The sequence below is a fragment of the Thioalkalivibrio nitratireducens DSM 14787 genome (assembly GCF_000321415.2).
Classification (GTDB): domain Bacteria; phylum Pseudomonadota; class Gammaproteobacteria; order Ectothiorhodospirales; family Ectothiorhodospiraceae; genus Thioalkalivibrio; species Thioalkalivibrio nitratireducens.
Window position 1 is genome coordinate 34,047 of the sequence record NC_019902.2, and the last position, 18,597, is coordinate 52,643.

Annotated in this window: 15 protein-coding genes; 9 read left to right on the forward strand and 6 right to left on the reverse strand. The window is 65.0% G+C overall.

The window, feature by feature from the left end; all coding sequences use genetic code 11:
* Positions 1–413: 413 nt before the first annotated feature.
* The 4 genes from TVNIR_RS00230 to TVNIR_RS00245 all read right to left on the reverse strand — a co-directional run bounded on the left by TVNIR_RS00230 (position 414) and on the right by TVNIR_RS00245 (position 5,358).
* On the reverse strand, positions 414–1,640 hold the full coding sequence (locus TVNIR_RS00230) for a glycosyltransferase (protein WP_015256921.1): 1,227 nt from the start codon (positions 1,638–1,640) through the stop codon (positions 414–416).
* A complete protein-coding gene (locus TVNIR_RS00235) occupies positions 1,630–2,520 on the reverse strand; it encodes a glycosyltransferase family 2 protein (RefSeq protein ID WP_015256922.1) in 891 nt (296 codons plus the stop codon). Before TVNIR_RS00235 ends, TVNIR_RS00230 begins: the two co-directional genes overlap by 11 nt.
* 440 nt (positions 2,521–2,960) lie before the next feature.
* The gene (locus TVNIR_RS00240) at positions 2,961–4,847 is read right to left on the reverse strand and encodes a hypothetical protein (RefSeq protein WP_015256924.1); all 1,887 of its coding nucleotides are present in this window, start codon (positions 4,845–4,847) and stop codon (positions 2,961–2,963) included.
* Between the two features lie 76 nt (positions 4,848–4,923).
* Positions 4,924–5,358, reverse strand: a complete 435-nt coding sequence (locus tag TVNIR_RS00245) for a pilin (protein WP_015256925.1) — start codon at positions 5,356–5,358, stop codon at positions 4,924–4,926.
* A gap of 739 nt (positions 5,359–6,097) precedes the next feature.
* Between TVNIR_RS00245 and TVNIR_RS00250 the strand changes: the two genes are divergently transcribed.
* The 4 genes from TVNIR_RS00250 (at position 6,098) to TVNIR_RS00260 (ending at position 7,956) form a co-directional block, all read left to right on the forward strand.
* Positions 6,098–6,658, forward strand: a complete 561-nt coding sequence (locus TVNIR_RS00250; protein WP_211263133.1) for a Uma2 family endonuclease — start codon at positions 6,098–6,100, stop codon at positions 6,656–6,658.
* An 87-nt stretch (positions 6,659–6,745) separates the two neighbouring features.
* Complete coding sequence (locus TVNIR_RS00255) at positions 6,746–7,318, forward strand: Uma2 family endonuclease (RefSeq protein ID WP_015256927.1); 573 nt, start codon at positions 6,746–6,748, stop codon at positions 7,316–7,318.
* Positions 7,319–7,420: 102 nt separating this feature from the next.
* Positions 7,421–7,636: an antitoxin MazE family protein gene (locus tag TVNIR_RS18375; RefSeq protein WP_237251689.1), complete on the forward strand. Its 216-nt coding sequence runs from the start codon at positions 7,421–7,423 to the stop codon at positions 7,634–7,636.
* Positions 7,633–7,956: a type II toxin-antitoxin system PemK/MazF family toxin gene (locus TVNIR_RS00260; RefSeq protein WP_015256929.1), complete on the forward strand. Its 324-nt coding sequence runs from the start codon at positions 7,633–7,635 to the stop codon at positions 7,954–7,956. Before TVNIR_RS18375 ends, TVNIR_RS00260 begins: the two co-directional genes overlap by 4 nt.
* Before the next feature lie 254 nt (positions 7,957–8,210).
* On the opposite strand, the gene TVNIR_RS00265 is transcribed toward TVNIR_RS00260, so the two are convergent.
* Positions 8,211–9,929, reverse strand: a complete 1,719-nt coding sequence (locus tag TVNIR_RS00265) for a proton-conducting transporter transmembrane domain-containing protein (protein ID WP_015256930.1) — start codon at positions 9,927–9,929, stop codon at positions 8,211–8,213.
* Between the two features lie 478 nt (positions 9,930–10,407).
* Here TVNIR_RS00265 and TVNIR_RS00270 point away from each other — a divergent pair, with 478 nt between their 5' ends.
* From TVNIR_RS00270 to TVNIR_RS00290, 5 genes are all read left to right on the forward strand, one after another.
* Positions 10,408–11,415, forward strand: coding sequence for an NAD-dependent epimerase (locus TVNIR_RS00270; protein WP_015256931.1), 1,008 nt, complete (start codon positions 10,408–10,410; stop codon positions 11,413–11,415).
* A 421-nt stretch (positions 11,416–11,836) separates the two neighbouring features.
* Positions 11,837–12,325 (forward strand): transcription termination/antitermination protein NusG, encoded by a 489-nt coding sequence (gene nusG / locus TVNIR_RS00275; protein ID WP_015256933.1) that lies wholly within the window; start codon positions 11,837–11,839, stop codon positions 12,323–12,325.
* 714 nt (positions 12,326–13,039) lie between these two features.
* Positions 13,040–14,374 (forward strand): UDP-glucose dehydrogenase family protein, encoded by a 1,335-nt coding sequence (locus tag TVNIR_RS00280; protein WP_043738946.1) that lies wholly within the window; start codon positions 13,040–13,042, stop codon positions 14,372–14,374.
* Positions 14,375–14,497: 123 nt separating this feature from the next.
* Positions 14,498–15,853 (forward strand): phosphohexomutase domain-containing protein, encoded by a 1,356-nt coding sequence (locus tag TVNIR_RS00285; RefSeq protein ID WP_015256936.1) that lies wholly within the window; start codon positions 14,498–14,500, stop codon positions 15,851–15,853.
* 271 nt (positions 15,854–16,124) lie between these two features.
* Positions 16,125–17,537 carry a mannose-1-phosphate guanylyltransferase/mannose-6-phosphate isomerase gene (locus TVNIR_RS00290; protein ID WP_015256937.1) on the forward strand — a complete coding sequence of 471 codons (1,413 nt, stop codon included), beginning with the start codon at positions 16,125–16,127 and terminating at the stop codon, positions 17,535–17,537.
* A 203-nt stretch (positions 17,538–17,740) separates the two neighbouring features.
* Here the strand turns inward: TVNIR_RS00290 and TVNIR_RS00295 are convergent, their stop codons facing one another.
* On the reverse strand, positions 17,741–18,220 hold the full coding sequence (locus TVNIR_RS00295; RefSeq protein ID WP_015256938.1) for a DUF302 domain-containing protein: 480 nt from the start codon (positions 18,218–18,220) through the stop codon (positions 17,741–17,743).
* Positions 18,221–18,597: the final 377 nt, after the last annotated feature.

An 18,597-nucleotide genomic window follows, 5' to 3' on the forward strand; every position in this document is an offset into this window, starting at 1 on the left:
GGGTGGGTTATGTAGCATGGGGGTGTTTCGAATAAGCCAGTTCGGTTCATTGCATTGCGGTGTCGAAGGGCAGGCCTCGGGTGAAGGTTGTATGCCGAAAGGCTGCGGTACGGTGTCGATGGTTACACATCTGGGCTGACGTGCGGCCCCGGTCGGTCACCAGCCGGTGGAACCGGCTGGTGACCTTGCCGGTACGTACAGCGCTCGGAATCTGTCTCGTCATCGCAACAGTTCCCCGACGGGTCGCCGCACGATGAGGCGCGCTTCCGACCGCCGGAGGGCTCAATCATAATGGCTTCGCCACGGCAACGAAGTATCGCGAAAAAGCTCGGACGCTCCCATGTCAACACTCGCCCCCCGTGATCTCCACCTGCGCCGTACCGTGTGATCATAACCCTTTCACGAGAGAGCTATTATTCTTGGCCCGACCCGAGAGAGCGATACAGCGCCGCGTACCGCCGCCGGGTGACGCTCCAGTCGAAGTTCTCCAGCGCGTAGGCGCGTCCGCGTTCGGCGATTGCGCGCATTCGTTCCGGTTGCTCGAGAGCCTCGCGGATCGCCGCGGCCAATGCCTGCGGGTCACTCGGGGGCACCAGAATCCCCGTTTCGCCATGCCGAATCACGTCCCGGACCGCCGGGAGATCGGAGGCGATCACCGCGCAACCGCAGCCCATTGCCTCAACCATTACCAGGCCGAAGCCCTCCTGGTCGCCGTCTGCGGCCTCTACGAAAGGAAACACCGCGATCGCCGCGCGCTGATAGTGTTGTGCGAGGGACTTGTGGGGTACCGGTCCACTGAAGTGCACCGAACCGTGAAGTCGGAGGACGCGGGCCCTTTCCGCCAGCGCGTCCGCCAGAGGTCCGTGACCGACGATCTCGGCCGTGAATGGAACCGAGGCTCCCGCTAGCTCGTGGAGAGCGTCCAACAGATGTTCCAGCCCCTTTTTCGGGACCAGTCTTCCGACGAACACCAGCCGCCAGGCGTTCCGGTCGGCCGCGTCCCTCGTTGGAACGAACCGGTGCCGCAGATCCGTGCCCATGGGAATCACTTCGGCGACGGCTCCCGGCTCGATTTCCCGCACTCTCACGGCCATCGCCCGACTCACGACGCTGATCCCGTCACAACGGCGCAGGATCGCGCGTTTCAGGCGTGTGAGCACCGGGCCGCGCAGCCCGAACAGGTCGCCGCCGTGGCTTGTGCAGAGGATGGGAACCCGGCGGTTTGCGATCACGCGGGCCACGATCGCCGCGAGGCCCTGCGGAATCAGCCAGTGGGCGTGGATCAGGTCGACCCGAGGTTCGCGGCGCAGACGGCGGATCGTGGTCCACACCAGTGAGGCGAAAAAGAACGGCAACTGCCCGAGGCGCAGAGGGTTCTCGCGCAGTCGCCAGGCCATGCCGCCCTGATACGCGACCGATTGCCAGCGCGGCCACCAGTAGCGGAAGCGTGTCACGGGAACGCCATGCATCCGTTCGGTCCTCGCCGCGCCGGGCGCATGCGGGGCGATCAGCTCGATGTCGAAATCGGCATTGAGCTCGCGCGCCAGGTCGAGGACGAAGCCAGGTTCCGCATCACCTGCCCAACGCGGAAGAGTCGAGCTGAGCACAAATACACGCGGCCGCCGTCCTTCAACGGCCATCGGTCCTCCCGCTTGTCCCCCGATACATCAACTGCGTGATCTGCTCCGAGACCAGTCCGATCAGGAAGATGGTCAGCCCTGCGGAGATCATGAACACCGAACCAAGGGTGAGCCGGCCGGTGCTGAGGTAGGTGTTCAGGTAGTGGCCGACGCCGATGAACCCATGGAGCGCCGCGATCGGCACGAAGATCTTGAGCGGCGAATACAGCGTGCCCACCTTGAAGATGATCAGCAGGAAGCGGATGCCGTCGCGGATCGGGCGCAGGTGGCTCATGCCTACACGCTTGCCGGCGTGGATCGGCACGTAGCTCACCAGATAGCCCGCACGGAAGAAGGCCATGGTCACCGTGGTCGGGTAGGAGAAGCCGTTCGGGAACAGGTACAGGAACTCCCGGAACTTGTCCGCGCGCACGGCGCGGAAACCGGAGGTGAGGTCCTCGATGCGCTGCCCGACGATCAGGCTGGCGAAACGGTTGTAAAAGCTGTTGGCCAGTCCGCGGCCGAGGCTCGCCTGCGAGCCGGCCTGCCGGGCGCCGACCGCCATGTCATAGCCTTCCTCCAGCCGCGCGATCAGGCGCGCGATGTCGGCCGGATCGTGCTGGCCGTCCGCGTCCATGAACACGAGGATCTCGCCCGTCGCCGCCCGGGCGCCGCTCTTGACGGCGGCGCCGTTGCCCATGCTGTAGGGGTGGCGAACGACGCGGGCACCGCCATCTTTGGCGACTTCAGCGGTGGCATCGTCCGACCCGTCGTCGACGACGATGACTTCTGCATCCGGATGCGATTTCCGGATTCCCCCGACGAGCGTGCGCAGCGAAGCCGCCTCGTTTTTGGCGGGCAGGATAATCGATACGCGTGGCGGGTCAGCTCGGTTTGCCATCGAGATCCTCGTCAGCCCGTTTGGCACCCCTGCGCCAGTCCGGGGCGTGCGCGAGCCGGGCAACGATGGGCCCGCTCGGGTTCATGGGTCGGCTCGCCCGCTATGATCGCATCGATCGGGTTCCCGCGGTGCCCTTGTGTCGTTGCTGTCATCGGAACCGGCCCTCCGTCCAATGTGCCGCTCTGTTATCTCGTTCCGGACACAGCGATGAACCGCGTGACTTGGAACGCTCCCGCTTGCGCGATATCGAGTAGCTTCGGTGCCTCCTCGGCGCGCCCATCTGCTGCAGGAACTGGCGAGATCGACTCGCAATTTCCTCTAGGGCATTGGATGCGTACCGGCCTTCCAAGGCGGTGGCAGTAGTGTGGGTCCATCGCATGTTACCAGGCGAGACCCCATGTATGACCCCATGTACCCGTACTGGTCCCTGTGTACAGTATCTATTCCAAGCTGATATCCTCCGCAATTCGCGCAATGTGCTGTTCGATTTCCATGTTCCGGATCCAGCGCCGAATCGGGTGGCTCGGGACATCCCCTTGAGCCTTAACGAGGAACTCCAGTGCCTCCTCCGAGCGGCCGTCGGCTGCAAGAAGTGCCGAGTAGAACTTCGCGTGATTTACGTGGCGGCTCAGCGCGTACATTCTCCCGACATGTTCAATCGCAGCCGATGTGTTCCCTTGTGCTTGTGCGATGAGTGCCTTGGAATTATAAACCTGGGTTTTGATTGGGATGCTTGACTGATAAGCGGGGTTGGTCAGCACAGCCTCGGCAAGCATCGAGAGGTCCTCGTGCGAGATCGCATCGCACTGGCCCCTGGCTACCATGGCTGTAAGGCCGACTAGTACGCTGCCTATCCCGTTGTTGTGCTTCCCACCCCGTATTTCGTTCGCCGCTTGTTCGGCCTCTTTGGCCGCCATCTCTTGACGCGGTTCTTCAAATACGCAGGTGAACAGGCGTTGCATTGCAAGTGAGCCGCTACCATCGGTCGGAGCGCCAAACTCCAGAACCCGATTCGCGGTATACGGGTCCCCAATGCGAAAATACTGATTTGCCAAAAACTGGTGTGCGCGCTGGGATTCGGGGTGTTGCCTTAGCCAGATTTCTCCAGCGACCAGGGGCTGGCCCCACAGGCTGGTCGTCGATGTTAGCACGATGGAAAATGCCAGCACATAGGCAACCGCACCGGCGCCGATCAACTTGGGCTTGAAACGCATGGCAAGAATGACGGCCGCTGCGACCGCGAAATATAGCCCAAATGCGGGAACGTAGTTGCGATGTGCGTAGTAGAGCTCAAGGTTGATGATGGTGGACTCGAGAGCGTGCCCGACGAGAAAGAATGCGACACCAAACAGTAGCCAGGGGCCCGCGTGGCGTAATTTCATCGCGCTGGCGACTACCGCGATCCATGCGGCAGTCGCGGCGAGAACACTGGGATTCGTCCAGATCGAAGGTGTCGTCCGGTCATCGCTGAATGGGGTGACGCTAGCGGTGTTCGGGATCAAGAGGTTTCGTACATAGTCCCATAAGATCGTCGGTTGGCTCCAGGCTCGCTCGATGGGCGCGATTTCTCGAACGCTCGAGAGCGTAAATATGCCCGGGATTCGCAGCGCCAAGTAGGTGGCAACGAGTGCGGTCGGTAGTGCAAGAAAAATCCATAGAAACAAGCGCAGGCTCGCAGCCTTGATTGGCAAATAGTGGCGAAGCAGAGTGATTTCAATCACCAGTGCGAGCGCGGGGACGAGTGCGCCGTTTTCTTTTGAAAGGGTCGCCAGAATGGTGCCGATGACGAGGCCGAGTGTCATCAGCCAGAATCCGGCGCGTGGTCGGGTTTGCAAAAGCATTCGTCCCCAGACATAGGCCGCCAAGCCAGCAAACGCGAAAAATCCCGCCAATACGCTCATCCGCTGGATGAGCATTAGGGTGGTGCTGGCAAGGAAGGGGCTGAGGACCCAAAGACTGCATGTAAGAAGCGCAACCCAGAAGGGCCTTGGGAATTGGATCGCCCGTGCGAGTCCCAAGGCAAGAGCGAATACCATGGCTCCGGTGCCGATGTGTAACAGTGCATTTGTTTGCAGCAAGGGTGCCAGATGATCAGGCCAGTGGTCCTTTTGCAACGCAAAGGAAGCAAGGGCTATTGGTCGACCGAGCGGACCCGCTTTTCCTTCGAACACGAACCGAAGTAATTCAAGGTTTGAGTCCGCTTGGAGCAGGGGATCAAGATTCGCTCGATCGTCAAAGTGCAAGGTGCCGCTGAAGCCCGGGCTGTATGCGATCCAGGTAATCGCTAGCAGCGCGGAGATAAGGGCGGAAACAATAAGTGGCCGCACCAGAACAAGCCCTCAAAAAAGAAGCCCAGCAGATGCTGGGCTTGGGTCTCGCCAAGAGACAAATGTGGCGTAGATGTCAATTACGGCAGGTTGCCGGGAGGTACTTCTGGGCAATGGCGGTGGAGCCGCATTCCCAAACGACCTGGCCGGCACCCGTCGTATAGCCAGTAGGCCTCAGAAAGAGGATGGAGTCATCCGCAATGCCGCCTCCGACTTCGTTGGATACCAGGACTTCGATCTGTTGGTTCTGCCATCGGACCGCGTTCACGAAGTTGGACTCCTGTGCCTCGACGGAGTAACCGTCGGTCGGGAGGTCGGAAAAGGTTGAGACATACTCGGCAATCGTGGTCCGAGCCGAGGATGCGGCGGTGATGGCTTCGGACATCTTTGCTCGCACGGTGTAGTCCTGATACGCCGGCAGCGCGATCGCGGCCAGGATGCCGATGATGGCCACAACGATCATCAGTTCGATGAGCGTGAAGCCCTGTTGGGTATGGCGTGCGTGTTTCATGGCTCTTCTCCCTTGGTGGGGCGTGTGGTCAAGGGTCATTCCCTCGACATAGGACGAGCATATTTCGTACCAGCATGGTTTGCCAGGGTTTTGGCCGTTTTTCGGGGTTTCCGGGCGGCTTCGCGGACCAGTTTGGGCCAGAAAGTGACAAAGGCTGTCACTCGGGGTGCGGGAGGTGTGCCTGTGAGGCGTCCGATATATATATCTGGAGATCTGGGCGCGGCAGCCGCAGGCCAGACGCAAGGGGATCGGCCTGAGCTTGTGCTCGCGGGCGAACGGCGCCGTGGGTGCCGATGGAAACAGCGTTGGTGCCCCGGCTCGAGGTCCCGAGCCTGCCGTTGGAGCGGCCGCGTTGTGCCTTGGGTGTGCTGCTGGCGGGGCGGATTCGCGGAACTGGGATCGATCCAGTCGGGCAGGGAGGTCCGGGTGGTCTATAGCCGTGGATGGTGTGGGCGAGTCCTGGCTTCTGATATTGCCTCGCTACCGCGCCGATGGATCGATCCGCGCGCTCCGGGCAGTGCGTGGTTGCGCTGCCGATCGCGGTCCGGTCCAGGATGCCCACCATGCTTGCCGGGCTGTTTCGGGCGCCCAGCCTCACCGGCCCTTCGGCAGGCCGCTTCAGGTATCGCGGCCGCCGTGCCATGATGAGCGTTCGGGTCCTCGAGCGTGGTCCTGGGCTCTAGGTACGTGTCGCCGCGCCCGGGCGGTCGCTACCGCCATGGAGGAAATGAGCATGAGCATGGCCGCCATTCAAACCGACCACGTTTCGGTAGAGGACTACCTCGCCGGCGAGCGAGACGGCGAGGTCCGGCACGAATACGTCGCGGGCCAGGCCTACGCGATGACTGGTGCGAGCCGCCGGCACGCGCTGGTCGTCGGCGCCCTGTTCGTTGCCTTGCGGCCGGGCGCAAGGCAGCGAAACTGCCAGTTGTTCACCAACGACATGAAGGTCTACGTCCACCACGCCGGCGACGACGCGTTCTACTACCCGGACCTTGTCCTCACCTGCGAAGCGGACGACCGGGAGGACTACTACCTGAAGCACCCGTGCCTGATCGTCGAAGTGCTGTCCGAGGGTACCGAGCGCATCGACCGCCGCGAGAAGCTCCTCGCCTACACTGCCGGGCTGCCCAGCCTGCGCGAGTACCTGCTGGTCGCCGAGCACCGCCGGCAGGTGGAGGTCTACCGTCGCAGGGAAAGCGACTGGGTGCACGAAACCTACACCGAGGGCAGCTCCCGGCTCGACTCTCTCGAGCAGGATCTCCCCCTCGAGAATATCTACGAAGACGTTGACGCTTGATGGGTTGGCAGGAGCATCTTCAACCGGGGCGGTTGCGGTAGACTCGTTTCCGGCCGATCGACGTCGAGGGTAGCGATGAACCTGCCAATGCAGATTTCACCGCTGAGCGCAGACGAATACCTCGAAGGTGAGCAGCGAAGCGACATACGTCACGAGTATGTGGCAGGCGAGGTCCATGCGATGGCCGGGGCGGGCGAGCGGCATAATCGCATCAGCCTGAACATCGCGTTTCATTTGCGCTCAGCCACCCGCGGTACACGCTGCGGTGCATTCATGAGCGACATGAAGGTCCGTGTCGCCGCCGCGGACGCGTTCTATTACCCCGATGCACTACTGACCTGCGACGCAGGTGACGACGCGCAGCTGTACAAGGTGGCGCCCTGCCTGATCGCGGAGGTCCTCTCGCCAGCCACCGAGGTCATCGACCGCCGTGAAAAGCTGATTGCCTACCGTACGCTGGAGGCTTTGCGCTACTACCTGCTGGCCGCACAGGATGCTCGGCGGGTTGAGCTCTACGAGCGGCAGGACGACGGCAGCTGGGTGCACACGATCTACGAGGGCGATGGCGACCTCGAATTCCGCTGCGGCGGATTGACGATCCGTTTCTCGCTGGCGGAGGTCTACGAGGATGTCGTGTTCGCGCAGGGGAATGGGGGTTGATCCGTCATTGCGGGCGGCTGGCCGGCAGGGTTTGCACCGTCTTGACCCGTACTGCGATCGGTGTACGCTACATGTAACCATGGCGGGGAAGCGATGATGCCCATGTCAGTGAATGAACGTGTACAAAAGCGGCGCGCCCTGCTGCGAGCGTCCGGTTTACGGCCTCTGCAGATTTGGGTGCCGGATACGCGGCAGCCGGGCTTCGTGGAGGAATGCCGGCGTCAATCGATGGTCGTCGCCCGGACGGATCTCGGCGATCCCGATGTGGACGCCTTCATGCAGGGCGCCCTGGCGGATGCCGACGACTGGACCGCATGAAGCGCGGAGATCTGGTCACGGTGGCGATGTCGGGTGATTTCGGCAAGCCCCGGCCGGCGCTGGTGATTCAGTCCGACCACTTCGACGCTACGGCGACGGTGACGGTGCTTCTGGTTTCTTCGACGCTCGTCGACGCTCCGCTGATCCGGTTGGCGGTCGAGCCGAGCGCGGAGAATGGCCTGCGCAAGCCATCGCAGGTGATGATCGACAAGGCGACGACGGTGCGGCGGGATCGGGTGGGCGCACCCATCGGTCGACTGGAAGCCGAGACCATGGTTGTGGTGAACCGCAGCCTCGCGCTGTTTCTCGGGTTTGCGTAGCAAAGCGCGGCCTGTGCCATGATCCTCCGCTTGGTCCAGGAAATCGCTGCCTAATGCACTCGTCATTGCGAGCGAAGCGAGGCACTAACGCGCGTAGCGCGTTGAACAGCCGCAGGCTGGCCCGAAGGGCGAGCGCAGCGAGTAATCCAAATGGACTTCGCGAAATCAACGTCCTATGGATCGCCACGTCCCGCCGCGCTGCGCTCGCGGCTAAAGGCTTCGCTCCTCGCGATGACGGATCCTTCAACGTTTCCCTAAAGCAGCGCCGCTCCGAGCGCCGCGGCGAGCACGGCCGCGAACACGATGCCGGCCTCGCGCTGCCACAGCCGGTCGGGGCGGAACAGTCTGCCGGAGCGCTGCCGGCTGTGCCGGCGCAGGACCTGGACGTGGCGGGCCGCGTGTTTCCAGGCGGATACGGTGCGGCGCCACAGGCGGGCGATGGCCTGGCCCACGGGCGGCAGCAGCGCGAGCAGGTCGCCGGGCGGAATCGGCCAGGGCCGCAGCCAGCGCGCTCCGGCGAGGGCAAGGAGCGTTCCCGCCAGCACCGGCCAGATCAGGCCGATGAGATCCTTGGCGCCGCGAAGGGCCGGTTCGTCCAGCCCCTGTGCCGGCAGCAGGAACACCAGCATCAGGCTGCCCGCGAGTACGATTCCCCAGCCCCACCACATCGTTCGCGGGGCGGTGTCGCCCCTGCTTTCACTGCGCAGCAGCCAGAGGTAGCGCGCCATGATCAATGTGGTGCCGGCCGCGGCGAGCGCGAGCCAGAACGGGAGTTGTGGCCACCACGCGGGAGCGTCGCGGGCGGCATCGATCGCATACTTCAGTTCGAGCTTGGCCAGCACGCCGCTGGTCATCAGACCGGCGAGCGACAATGCCGGCAGTACCAGCAGCAGCCACAGCCAAGGCCGGGCGAGTCCCCCCGGGTGACGGGCGATGCCGACGCCAAGGAACAGCGCGCCCTTCGCGAGTCCGTGGTGGAACGCGTACAGCGCGATCGCAGGCCCCAGCAGCGGCCATAGCTCCGGCAGGTACAGCGCGGCGCCTACGCCGACCGTGATCAGCCCCATCTGGCTGATGCTCGAGTAGGCGAGCACGGTCTTCGGGTGTTGCTGGTGCAGCGCCAGGAACGCGGCGCCGAACGCGGCGATCAGGCCCGCGACGATGGCCAGTGTTCCCCAGGCCGGCAGGCTCGTCAGGCCCAAAGGGAGCGTGTGTAGCCAGCCGAGCAGACCGGCCTTGATCATCGCGCCGCTGAGCACTGCGCTTGCCGGCACCGGGGCGACCGGGTGTGCGAGCGGCAGCCAGAGGTGCAGCAGCGGCAGGCCGGCCTTGATCCCGAAGCCGAGCCAGAGCAGCGCGATGATCATGTCGCGGTGGGTCGCGCCTGCGACGGCCGCGGGCAGCTCGGCCAGCAGCGGCAGCAAGGGTGCATCGGTCAGGCCGGCGGCGAGCAGCAGGCCGGCGAGCAGCAGGCCCTCGCCCAGGACCGCCATCACCAGGTAGACGCGCCCCGCGCGCATCGCGTCCGGCCTGCCGGTGTGCACGACCAGCCCGTAGGCGGCGAAGGTCATCAGCGCGAAGCTGGCATAGAACGTTGCCGCGTCGAGCGCGACGATCAGCCCGAGGTTGCCCGCGAGCGTCAGCAGCCAGAACAGCTCGAAGCGCGGGCGCCGCGGATCGTCGTGCAGGTAGCCGCGTGCGTACATTCCCGCACCCAGCCAGAGAACCGCGGTGAACAGCAGAAATACGCGGGTCGTCTCGGTGAGCCCGAGGCGCGTGCCGAGCAGGATCCAGTCCAGCGATACCGACGGCCCCGGCTCGGTGAACAGGGCAAGAAGCAGCGCCGGCAATGGGGCCCAGGGCGCAACGCGGCCCACCGCAGCGCGCGCGGTCGGCAACGCCCAGAGCAATGCGAGGCCCAACGGAAGTGCCAGGCTCAATATCAGTGCAATGGCCGCAAGCGCGTCGCTCATGCGCCATAGTGAACAGGGGTTCGGGCACGATTGCGAGTGGGGCGTTGCCGGCAGTGCCTGCTTCGCGCAGCCGATCCGGGCTCGTCAGGTGCGCGGCTTGAACGTCGGTCATGATTATCACGGAAGCTCCGCAAGCTGGACTGGGCCATCTTCGAAAACCAGCGTCATCGCGAGGAGCGAAGCCTCTAGCCGCGAGCGCAGCGTGGCGGGACGTGGCGATCCAGGGGGCGATGGCCCCCCCGCGCCGCCTGGATTATTCGCTGCGCTCACCCTGCGGGCCAGCCTTCGGCTGTTCAATGCGCTGCGCGCATTAGTGCCGCGCTTCGCTCGCAATGACGACCGACGCGGAGAGGTATCGCACTGGCTGAGGAGGTTTCGTGATAATCAGGACGTCGGTCGCAGCTGTCGCATGCGGCCGGGTGGCCGGAGTGATGGCCTGTGGTAGCATCGCGCGGTCCTGGCTAGGGAGGGGAAGGCTGTGAGGATTCTGGTCACCGGCACGGCCGGTTTCATAGGGAATGCGCTGGCGCTGCGCTTGCTGGAACGCGGCGACGAGGTGGTGGGTGTCGACAACCTGAACGATTACTACGACGTGAACCTGAAGAAGGCGCGGCTGGCGCGCGTTGCGGGGCATCCCGGGTTCACCGATCTGCGCATCGACCTCGCCGACCGCGACGCGATCGCGAAGGCCTTCGCCGAGCACCGGCCGCAGCGGGTCGTGAACCTGGCCGCGCAGGCCGGTGTTCGCTACTCGCTGGAGAATCCGCATGCCTATGTGGACACCAACCTGGTCGGCTTCGTGAACCTGCTCGAGGGCTGCCGGCACAACGGCGTCGAGCACCTCGTGTTCGCGAGTTCCAGCTCGGTGTACGGGGCGAACACGAAACAGCCATTCTCGGTGCACCACAACGTCGACCATCCGCTGAGCCTCTACGCCGCGAGCAAGAAGGCGAACGAGCTGATGGCACATACCTACGCCAATCTTTACGGCCTGCCGGTGACGGGCCTGCGCTTCTTCACGGTATACGGGCCCTGGGGCCGGCCGGACATGGCGCTGTTCCTGTTCACCAAGGCGATCCTCGAGGGGCGGCCGATCGACGTGTTCAACTACGGGCACCATCGGCGCGATTTCACCTACATCGACGACATCGTCGAAGGCGTGATCCGAACGCTCGACCACGTGGCCGAGCCGAACCCGGGCTGGGACAGCGATCGCCCCGATCCGGGAACCAGCCGGGCGCCGTACCGGCTGTACAACATCGGCAACCAGCAGCCGGTGGAGCTGATGCATTACATCGAGGTATTGGAGGACTGTCTGGGCCGCAAGGCCGAGAAGAACCTGCTGCCGCTGCAGGCCGGCGACGTGCCCGATACCTACGCGGATGTCGAGGACCTGGTGCGCGACGTCGACTACCGGCCACAGACCCCGGTCGAGGAGGGGGTGGCGCGGTTCGTCAGCTGGTACCGCGAGTTCTATTCGGTCTGATCCGGCACTGCCGCCGGTGGCGTCCGGCGCACCACCCGCCGTCGAACGCCGATCGGCAACGCCTCGGAGGTTGTGCCGAATGGTTCAACACCTCCCGCACTTTGGCCCTGCCGCGGGCGGGAGGGCTGCCGCGCCCATTGCGCGCAAACGGACCGGAGGTTGCTGCAGGGGGCGGGCACGGCGTACCTGTACCCATTGGGCGCGAGCTGACGAGTGTGCACAATTCGTTTGGCTGCACCCTGCAGTGGCGGCCTCTGCGCTGGGGAAGGGGTTGGATACCCGGATGGTGCATTGGCTCCCATCGGCCAGGAGTCGGGCGCGGGGTGGCCACGATGATGATCGGGAGTGAAAGGCTCCAGGGACGTCGCGGCTGCGTCGGCGATGATCGACCGACGCAGCCGCGCGATGGAAGGAGGACGACGTGAAGCATTGGTACGCCGTGCACTGCAAGCCCAACCAGGACGAGCGCGCCGAGGATCAGTTGCGCAACCAGGGGTTCGAGGTCTTCCGCCCGCGGATCCGCTGCCGGCGGCGCGCGCGGCAGCGCTATCGGGCGGTGATCGAGTCGATGTTCCCGCGCTACCTGTTCGTGGAATTGGACGACGCCAGCCAGGACTGGTCGCCCATCCGGTCTACCCGCGGGGTAACGGGCCTGGTGCGGATGGGCGGGCGGATACCCCACGTACCGGATCCGGTCATCGATGCGCTGCGCCGGCGCGTGGATGCCGACGATTGCATCGAGATCACCCCGGAAGAAGGTTTCCAGCCCAACCAGCCGGTACTGATCACCGAGGGCCCCTTGGCCGGGTTCCAGGCGCTGTTCAAGGCGCGGAACAGCCAGGAGCGGGTGGTGGTGCTGCTGAACCTGATGCAGGTGACGCTCCCGGTGCATGCGATCACGCGGGCGTGAGGGTGGCACCGCGTCCCGGGTAACCCGTAGGGCGGAACAGCGCAGCGTCATCCGCCACACGGCGTACGCGCCGCCCCGGCGCCTGCGGCCACCCTGGCGCCGGATGGCGGATGGCGGATGACGGCCTTCGGCCTCTTCCGCCCTACTTCTTTCCTGATTATCAGGGAAGCTCCGCAAATTGGAACGGGCCGTCATCGAAACCACCGTCATCGCGAGGAGCGAAGCCTTTAGCCGCGAGCGCAGCGTGGCGGGACGTGGCGATCCAAACGGCGTTAGTCCTCCCCGCGCCGCCTGGATTATTCGCTGCGCCGCACCCTGCGGGCCAGCCTTCGGTTGTTCAATGCCCTGCGCGCATTAGTGCCGCGCTACGCTCGCAATGACGACCGATGCCGCACGGCGTCGCACTCGCCGCGGAGGTTTCGTGATAATCAGGACTTCTTTTTCATCATCGGGGGTGGCCGCCCCCGCCATGACAGTTCGGCAGGGGGAACGCGTACGTCGCTTCATGTCGTCTGGGCGCGCGCGATCGCAGCCAATGTGAAAGAATCCGCGGCACGAGCGAGCGCCAGGCGACTTCGGGCTGTCATGCGGGTGGTGTAAAAGGAAGGGCTTTGTGCGGGCCAGCGTGGCAGGCTGGACCGCGCGGGCTGTAGCGCCGATGCGCGGCCGGAATGCCTGCCGCCCATCCTGTTTGTCTCCAATGGGAAAAGTGCAATGAATCTGACCGTTATTGGCACCGGCTACGTCGGCCTCGTCACTGGTACCTGCTTTGCGGAGATGGGCCACCACGTGACCTGCGTGGACGTGGACCAGCGCAAGATCGAAAACCTGAACAAGGGGATTCTGCCGATCTACGAGCCGGGGCTCGACGCGATGGTCGAGCACAACGCGCGCGACGGGCGCTTGGCGTTCACCTCGTCGCTGCCGGAGGCGATGCGCAGTTCGGACGTCTATTTCATCGCGGTGGGTACGCCCCCCGGCGAGGACGGCTCGGCCGATCTCCAGTACGTGCTCGCCGTCGCGCGGGAGATCGGGGCCCATCTCGAGCGCTATGCGCTGGTGGTCGACAAGTCGACCGTGCCGGTGGGCACCGCCGAGCAGGTGCGTGCCGCTATCGACTCCGAACTCGAGCGCCGCGGTGTGCACGTGGAGTTCGATGTGGTGTCGAACCCCGAATTCTTGAAGGAAGGCGCCGCAATCCACGACTTCATGAAACCGGACCGGATCGTGGTCGGTGCCGAGAGCGATCGTGCGATCGATCTGATGCGCGAGCTGTACGCCGATTTCACCCGTAGCCACGACCGGCTGTTGGTGATGGGGGTGCGCGACGCGGAAATGACCAAGTACGTCGCCAACGCGATGCTGGCCACCAAGATCTCCTTCATGAACGAAGTCGCGAACCTCTGCGATCGCATGGGCGTCGATGTCGAGAACGTTCGCACCGGCATCGGCTCCGATAGCCGCATCGGGTACTCGTTCATCTATCCCGGCTGCGGCTATGGGGGATCGTGCTTCCCCAAGGATGTGAAGGCGCTGATCCGGATGGCCGGGAATCACGATTTCGTTCCCAGCGTCCTCGAGGCGGTCGAGGCGCGCAACGAGCAGCAGAAGGGGTACTTGTTCGAGAAGATCCGTGCGCACTACGGGCCGGACCTCTCGGGTCGCAGGTTCGCGCTGTGGGGGCTCGCCTTCAAGCCCGGCACCGACGACATGCGCGAGGCAGCGTCCAAGGTGTTGCTGCGCCAGTTGATCGACGCCGGCGCGAGCGTACGCGCCTATGACCCGATCGCGATGGACGTGGCCCGCGATGAACTGCCGGCGGAGTGGTTCGGTGACGGTCGCCTGACGCTGGTGGACCACCAGTACGATGCGCTGCGGGATGCCGATGCACTCGCGCTGGTCACCGAATGGAAACCCTTCCGCCATCCGGACTTTGACGCGATGCGCCGCCTGATGCGCCCGGACCCCGCGATCTTCGACGGCCGTAACCAGTACCAGCCGGAGAACATGCAGAGCGACGGCTTTGTCTACTACGGGGTCGGCCGGTAATGTGAGCATCCCGACGCCGATCATCGGTGGGGTGGCCCGCCCGGGTCTGCTACCATCCATTGAATTCCCCGGCGGTGTCAGTGCCGCCGTTTTGCAAGCGCGTAACCCCGGTGGGCCGTCTGGATGAACGACCTCTCGTGTTTCATGCCCTACGACATCCGCGGCCGGGTGCCCGATGATCTCGACACGGCGCTGGCCCGCGACATCGGCCGGGCTTTCGTCGCCGAGTTCGGGGCGCGCCGGGTCGTGGTCGGTCACGACGTGCGCCTGGAAAGCCCCGCGCTGGCAGCGGCGCTGTCGACCGGGTTGGCCGACAGCGGCGCGGACGTCGTCGACATCGGCCTGTGCGGTACCGAGGAGGTGTATTTCGGCACGGTGCACCAGGCCGCGGACGGCGGGATCATGGTGACCGCGAGCCACAACCCGAAGGGCTACAACGGCATGAAGCTGGTGCGGGCCGGCGCGGTGCCGGTCAGCGGCGACAGTGGGCTGCTCGCGATCCGGGATCGCATCGCCGCGCGGGATTTGCCGCCCCCGGGGCCGCCCGGGCGTGTGATGGTGAACGACGACAAGACCCCGTACCTCCAGCATCTGCTGGGCTACATCGACCCGGCGGCCCTGCGGCCGCTGAAGATCGTGGCCGATCCCGGCAATGGCGGCGCCGGTCCGGTGGTGCAGCGGCTCGCGGAGCGGCTGTCGCCGCTGGAGTTCGTGCTGATCCACGAGATCCCCGACGGCAATTTTCCGAACGGCGTGCCGAACCCGCTGCTGCCCGAGCGGCGCGCGGCCACCACCGAGGCCGTGCGCATGCACGGCGCCGACTTCGGCATCGCGTGGGACGGTGATTTCGACCGCTGTTTCCTGTTCGACGCCGACGGGCGCTTCATCGAGGGCTATTACCTGGTGGGTCTGCTTGCGGAGGTGATGCTGCGCAAGTACCCGGGCGAGAAGATCCTGCACGATCCGAGGTTGACCTGGAATACCATCGAGCAGGTGAAGGCCGCCGGCGGCCAGCCGGTGCTGACCAAGACCGGCCATGCCTTCATGAAGGAGCGCCTGCGCCGCGAGGACGCGGTATACGGTGGGGAGATGAGCGCGCATCACTATTTCCGCGACTTCGCGTATTGCGACAGCGGCATGATTCCCTGGCTGCTGATTGCCGAACTGATCAGCCGCAGCGGCCGCAGCCTGGCCGAGCTGGTCGACGCGCGGATGGCGGCGTTTCCCTGCAGTGGCGAGATCAATTACCGCGTGCCGGCGGTGGCTCCGGTGCTGGAGCGCGTGCTCGCTCATTTCGCGCCCCAGCACCCGGGAATCGACCGCACCGACGGGATCAGCGTGGAATTCCCCGACTGGCGCTTCAACCTGCGCGCGTCCAACACGGAGCCGCTGCTGCGTCTGAACGTCGAGTCGCGCGGCGATCCGGGAGCCGTCGCGCGGCATGTCCAGGAACTTGCCAGCCTGATCGAGAGCCGCTGATGCCGGCAACGGATCCGGAACCCGTGGCTCGGCGGCTCCCGCTGCCGGCGTTACACAAGGAAGGGCCGGCGGAGCATGGTACAGGCTTCTCGGGCGGGTACGGCGGTGGCCGGAGCGGCAGGGCGGAAGCGGGCGCGGACCGTGATCCGCAGGCGTGCCGAATGCCCGTGTGCCCGCGGCGCTGCCGGCGGATGCAGCGGCTCGTGCCCGCGGTAGCCATCGCGTTCTACAGGCAACGAGTTCCTGGCCGTCGAGAACAAGGAAGAACGTCATGATTCATGCAGTCATTCTGGCTGGCGGCAGCGGGACCCGGTTGTGGCCGTTGTCGCGCCGCCAGCTGCCGAAACAGTTTCTGCGCCTGGAGGGCGACCGGTCGCTGCTCGAGGCGACGCTGGATCGCCTGCAGCCGCTGGTTGACCCGGCCAACGCGCTGGTCGTGACCGGGTGTGAGCACGCGCGTGGCGAGGCGTATCAGGCGCTGCGGCCGTTCCGGACGCTGCTCGAACCGGTCGGGCGCAACACGGCGCCTGCGATCGCGCTTGCCGCGGCGTGGCTGAGCCGGGGCGGGGCCGATCCGGTGATGCTGGTCTTGCCGGCGGATCACGTGATCCGCGACCGGCCAGCGTTTCACGCGGCGCTGCGACAGGCGATCGATGCCGCCGAGCAGGGTGCACTGGTCACGTTCGGGATCCGGCCGACGCATCCCGAGACGGGCTACGGCTACGTCCGTGCGGTGACCGACGGGCGCGCGGACGCTCCGGTCGAGCGCTTCACCGAAAAACCGGACGCGGCGACCGCCGAGGCCTTCCTGGCGGACGGCCATTACTGGTGGAATTCCGGAATGTTCGTCTGGCGCGCGTCGACGATTCTCGACGAGATCCAGCGCCACCTGCCCGATCTGTACGAGGTGCTGGAACGAATCCGCGCCGAGTGGCACCGCGAGCCGGAGCGGGACGATCCGCAGCCTGCGGTCGAGGCCCTGTTCCACGAAATGCCGTCGATCTCGATCGACTACGGCGTGCTCGAACGTTCGGACAACGTGCGGCTGGTGCCCTGCGACATCGGTTGGTCGGATGTCGGCAGCTGGGATGCGGTGCACGAACTGGCGCAACAGGATGCACGCGGAAACGCGGCCCAGGGCAACGTGCTCGCGATCGATTGTGACAACACGCTGATTCATGCAGGCAAGCGTCTGGTCGCTGCCGCTGGCGTCCGCGATCTCTGCGTGGTGGAGACCGCCGACGCCGTGCTGGTGGTGCCGCGGGGCGAAACCCAGCGGGTGCGCGACCTGGTCGGCGAGCTGAACCGTCGGGATGCCGCCGAGTCGCGGCTGCACCTGACGGTGCAGAGGCCCTGGGGCAGCTACACGGTGCTGGAGGAGTCCCCGGCGTACAAGATGAAGCGGATCACGGTGACGCCGGGCGCCAGTCTGAGCCTGCAGCGGCATCAGCATCGCTCGGAGCACTGGATCGTGGTTTCCGGAACAGCGACCGTGACCCGGGGTGAGGAGGTGTTCACGGTGACGCGCAACGAGAGCACCTACATTCCGATCGGCGAACGGCACCGGCTGGAAAACCGCGGCCGGATTCCGCTCCAGATCATCGAGGTCCAGGTGGGCGAGTACCTGGAGGAAGACGACATCGAGCGCTTCGACGACGTCTATCAGCGTCACCAGGCGAATTGAAAACCCCGCCTCGCTTGCGCGGGACGGGGTGGGAGAGGACTACGGCCTCGTCCTCTCACGAACTTTGATGGCCCTGTGTCACCGCATGACGATAGAATCGCCCTCCCCGCTTGCGGGGGAGGGTTGACGGGGGGTACAGCGGGCGTCTTTCCCGTTGTGCCCGGGCGCGACGGTGGCAGCCGCTGCCAGCTACGGGCGCTGGATCAGTTGAGCACGCCCTTCAGGATGGTCTCGTTCTCCTCGGTCGCGTCGGCCATCACCTTGGCGATGGTGCCACCGAAGGCCTGGGCCATCAGCTGCGTGTTCATGCGCGAAACCACCACGCGCCCGTCGCCGGTCTCGTAGACGGAGATGCGGCAGGGCATCAGCGACGTCACGAGCTTGGCCCGGTCCTCGGCCAGGATCTTGGCCGCGTGATGGGGCTGGCACAGTTCCACCACCGCGACGCGGCCTACGTCGTACCCATAGGGCGCCACCGCATCGTGAAGCATATGCACGGTGGGTACCTTCCAGCCGTGTTCTGCCGCTGTGGTCTCGACGATTTCAATCGTTTCCTCGAACGTGTAACGGCTATCGTCCTCGACGATCATCAGTTTCGGGGCCGCCGAGAAGGCGGTGAGCATCATCGCGCCGACGCCCAGCACGAAGCCGCCAATTCCGGTAACAATCAGTTTTTTGGTCATGTCTCGATTTCTCCGTTTCTCAAGGCCGTTGTCGACCTCAGATTGTTCATATTTTAATCAATGGCTTGCGCAACCCTGGACCCCGTCTGGCGTTCATCACTGGCCACAGCCGGTGCGGTGGCTATCAGGCCGACCGTCGCCTCGGGTCGAGGCTCGCTTTAGGTTTGGGCGTGGACCACCGGGTGGTGTACGGGGCGCGGGAGCGCGTACCTCTGGAGGCATATTAGCGAGTGCTAATGCGTGGTGTCATGCTCACACACTGAAGGTCGGGCCTTCAATCGCATTTTTTCGCTCGTTTGCGCCGGAATCGTCGCTGTTACCGTCACAGAACCCGCTGCTAGCGTCTCGGGCGGTCCGCGGGTCGGAAAGGCGCAGGG

Bases quoted from the DNA above. Each gene is read 5' to 3' on its own strand.
- TVNIR_RS00230 (WP_015256921.1), bottom strand. From the start codon at position 1,640: ATGGCCGTTGAAGGACGGCGGCCGCGTGTATTTGTGCTCAGCTCGACT.
- TVNIR_RS00235 (WP_015256922.1), bottom strand. From the start codon at position 2,520: ATGGCAAACCGAGCTGACCCGCCACGCGTATCGATTATCCTGCCCGCC.
- TVNIR_RS00245 (WP_015256925.1), bottom strand. From the start codon at position 5,358: ATGAAACACGCACGCCATACCCAACAGGGCTTCACGCTCATCGAACTG.
- TVNIR_RS00250 (WP_211263133.1), top strand. From the start codon at position 6,098: ATGGCCGCCATTCAAACCGACCACGTTTCGGTAGAGGACTACCTCGCC.
- TVNIR_RS00255 (WP_015256927.1), top strand. From the start codon at position 6,746: ATGCAGATTTCACCGCTGAGCGCAGACGAATACCTCGAAGGTGAGCAG.
- TVNIR_RS18375 (WP_237251689.1), top strand. From the start codon at position 7,421: ATGTCAGTGAATGAACGTGTACAAAAGCGGCGCGCCCTGCTGCGAGCG.
- TVNIR_RS00260 (WP_015256929.1), top strand. From the start codon at position 7,633: ATGAAGCGCGGAGATCTGGTCACGGTGGCGATGTCGGGTGATTTCGGC.
- TVNIR_RS00265 (WP_015256930.1), bottom strand. From the start codon at position 9,929: ATGAGCGACGCGCTTGCGGCCATTGCACTGATATTGAGCCTGGCACTT.
- TVNIR_RS00280 (WP_043738946.1), top strand. From the start codon at position 13,040: ATGAATCTGACCGTTATTGGCACCGGCTACGTCGGCCTCGTCACTGGT.
- TVNIR_RS00285 (WP_015256936.1), top strand. From the start codon at position 14,498: ATGAACGACCTCTCGTGTTTCATGCCCTACGACATCCGCGGCCGGGTG.
- TVNIR_RS00290 (WP_015256937.1), top strand. From the start codon at position 16,125: ATGATTCATGCAGTCATTCTGGCTGGCGGCAGCGGGACCCGGTTGTGG.
- TVNIR_RS00295 (WP_015256938.1), bottom strand. From the start codon at position 18,220: ATGACCAAAAAACTGATTGTTACCGGAATTGGCGGCTTCGTGCTGGGC.